4 protein-coding genes are annotated in these 2,784 nt (G+C 52.1%); all 4 read right to left on the bottom strand.

The features are described from left to right. On the bottom strand, nt 1-531 hold a 531-nt coding region (locus tag NBH15_RS29000; protein WP_250824200.1), incomplete at its 3' end, for a fimbrillin family protein. A gap of 20 nt (nt 532-551) precedes the next feature. Continuing rightward, entirely contained in the window at nt 552-1,439 is an 888-nt protein-coding gene (locus NBH15_RS29005) for a FimB/Mfa2 family fimbrial subunit (RefSeq protein ID WP_250824201.1), read from the bottom strand. Nucleotides 1,440-1,455: 16 nt separating this feature from the next. Next, nucleotides 1,456-2,259, bottom strand: a complete 804-nt coding sequence (locus NBH15_RS29010; RefSeq protein WP_250824202.1) for a DUF3575 domain-containing protein — start codon at nt 2,257-2,259, stop codon at nt 1,456-1,458. A gap of 235 nt (nt 2,260-2,494) precedes the next feature. Further along, on the bottom strand, nt 2,495-2,784 hold a 290-nt coding region (locus NBH15_RS29015), incomplete at its 5' end, for a helix-turn-helix domain-containing protein (RefSeq protein WP_250824203.1).

The following is a 2,784-nucleotide window of genomic DNA, read 5'->3' on the forward strand; positions in this document are numbered from 1 at the left end:
GACCACGCTGAAATCCACGCCGTCGCCCGCCTCGAAGGTAAGGGTTATCCGGCTCATGCGGTGGTGGAAGGAGTTGTCTTCACCGCCTTTGCCGGTTTTGTCGGTGAAGCTCACTACCGGGCTGTTTTTGTCTCCCGTGGCTCCTGTGGCAAAGAGGAAGTCGATGGCAGGCTGGTTCTGCTGCGCCGTGGCATCGGTCGTGGCTGCGAGAATGCCTCCCGCCGCATTGTACGGATAGTAGGCGCGGAAAGTATGGGTCTTTGTATCTTCGATATAGATGACCTTTCCTTCTGCCTCAAATTTCCCGTTCTTCAGGATGAAAGGCACGTTGCCGTACTGGGTATCGTTGCCGATGTCGGTGATGCCGATACGGTCGCCGTTGTCCCAGGTGGTTCCGCCGGCGCGGGTGGCGGGGGCGATGTCGGCGGTAAACTGGGCGGCCACGAGGTCACCGTTCAGGTTCTCGTTGTCGTTGTTGCAGGCTGCCAGTGCGAGGGCGAGCGTCGCAAGTGCAAAAAAACTTGTCTTCATTATATCTGTCATTATATTAGTTACAAATCGGCATTTACATCATCACCTTTCACTTCTTCCCAGCCGTTGATTTCGGCTTCGTCCACTTCCATGCCTTCGGGAGTCTCAACCAGCGTTCCGCCGAGGGTCAGCGATTCGCCCTTTCCGGTGTTGAACTCCTTGAGGGCTTCCGTAAGGTCGCTTTTCAGCGTGGTGGGGGTCGGGTTGCCGTCAGCATAGCGGATTTCACCCGTCAGCAGTTGTTCCGTGCCGGTCACACCCAGCAGCCGCACCGTGGCTTTCCACTTGCCGGCATCGTCACCTTCGGTAATCTTGGTGAAGAGCAGCACGACGTTCGAAGCGGCTCCGTAGGTATCGGTAGCGAAGTCGAGTGTTCCGGCTGCACCCGTCAGATGGGCAACAATCTCCGTGATGCGTCCGGCGGCATCACCAGTAGGTTCGACGACAAGCGTCAGTTCGCGTACCTGCTGCTTCATTGCGGCGGTCAGCGGATAGTCCTTGTCTTTCTCGATGGTCACCTGTTCCGTATAGGTGAAGAACCATCCCGGGGCATTGTTCACAAAGGCATCCGTGCCTGCCCGGGTTCCCGTGGCTGCGGCAATGGTGGCTGTGGTACCGTTTACCGTGATTCCCTCGGCAGGATTCCACACCGCAAGGGTGTAGCTGCCCGGAGCAAACAGATGGTCGGGGGCATGGGTGGCGGAAGTCTCCGTACCCGTATAGTCACCCATGGTAACCGTCCATGTGGCAGGTATGTCAATACTCTCACCGCGGGCCGACCAGTCGGCTGTCACCGCAATCTTCCCGTAGTCGGGATGCGGCGTGTCATAAAGCGTGTCCTTCACGCAGGAAGAGAGCAGCACGGCGGCTGCCATTCCCATCATATTTATATATTGTCTTGCTTTCATATTCTATTCCTCCGTGTTAGAATAACTTCCATACCAATGTCACACCGGCATTGATGGGACCACACCAATCTTTTGTCTCGTTGCCGCGGCGTACACGTACACCGTCGATGACTTCATATTTTTCGAAATCGGCATTCAGGTAGCCCAAACCGAGGTTGAAATCAAGAGCCAGTGCCTTGTTCAGCCGCAGCTGATAGCCGGCGGTGATGCCGCCACCCATCAGGTCGCCCTGCTTGCCTGCTTCGGAGAACTTGTAGTTGAACTGTCCGGCCTTGAACATCGCGCCCAGATACCAGGCTTTCTTCTCACCCATATAGTAACGCACTTCCGGAGCCACTTCCCAGAGTGCATAGCGGTGGTCCTTGTCGCTCCACGTCCATGAAGTCCACGAGCCGTTTACGGCAATGCCCCACGACGGGCAGATGCGCCATTCCACGCCAAGATCTGGTGTCAGGGTAGCCCAGCGTAGCAGGTTGGCACGCAGGGAAAAATGATAGTCGGTTGGGGTTTTGGTTTCCAATGGCATGTCGGTATGTTTATTTTGTTGAGCAGCTTTCTCGGCTTCACTGCCCTGCGAATTGCAGTATCCGTCAACCAGTAGCGGCAGTTTGCCGTCAAGAATTGTGGTTTTGTTGTTTTCGATACATTCCAACAGGCGGGCAAGTTCCGTGTCATTGCCATTCCAAGGCACGTAGAACATGTCCTTCTGCGGAACGAACCGGAAAGTGTAGGTCGTGTCTGCTTTCTGCTGCGCAATGACAGGAAAAGTTACCGTCATCAGCCACAGAAACAGGGTAAGAAAAGTGATTTTTCTGCTCATATAAACTTGAATTTATTATCTTTGTCTTCTCCAAAGGTAATAAATGCCATTCAGCGCCCAAAATATTACAAAAACTTTTTCTGTTAAAATACAGCGTTTTATAAAAATTGTCGTTTGAGCACTTTTCAAATTGTCGTTTGAGCACTTTTTTGTCGAATTAGCACTTTTTTGTCGCTTGAGCACTTTTTGAAAATGGGCTTCTGAGACCTTTTTCATCGGCTTTTTACCACACAAATTATTCCAGATTTGCTTTTTTCCACTTGCCAGGCGTACATCCTTCCTTCTCGGTAAATGATTTGATAAAGTTACTGCGGGAAAGAAAACCGGAAGACTCAGCCAGCTTCTGTATATTGATTTCCGGATGCTCCTTCAGTATGTTTTTCGCATACTCCAACCGGAGATCGGTTATCCATTCGCGGAATGTCATTTTATACGTAGTCTTGATATAAGCGGAAAGATAGGTACGGTTCGTATGAAGTATTTCGGACAGTTCTTTTATGGTAAGTCCCTGCTGGACATAGCCGT

It is taken from the genome of Parabacteroides caeci, from assembly GCF_023656795.1.
Classification (GTDB): domain Bacteria; phylum Bacteroidota; class Bacteroidia; order Bacteroidales; family Tannerellaceae; genus Parabacteroides; species Parabacteroides segnis.

Bases quoted from the DNA above. Each gene is read 5' to 3' on its own strand.
- NBH15_RS29005 (WP_250824201.1), bottom strand. From the start codon at position 1,439: ATGAAAGCAAGACAATATATAAATATGATGGGAATGGCAGCCGCCGTG.
- NBH15_RS29010 (WP_250824202.1), bottom strand. From the start codon at position 2,259: ATGAGCAGAAAAATCACTTTTCTTACCCTGTTTCTGTGGCTGATGACG.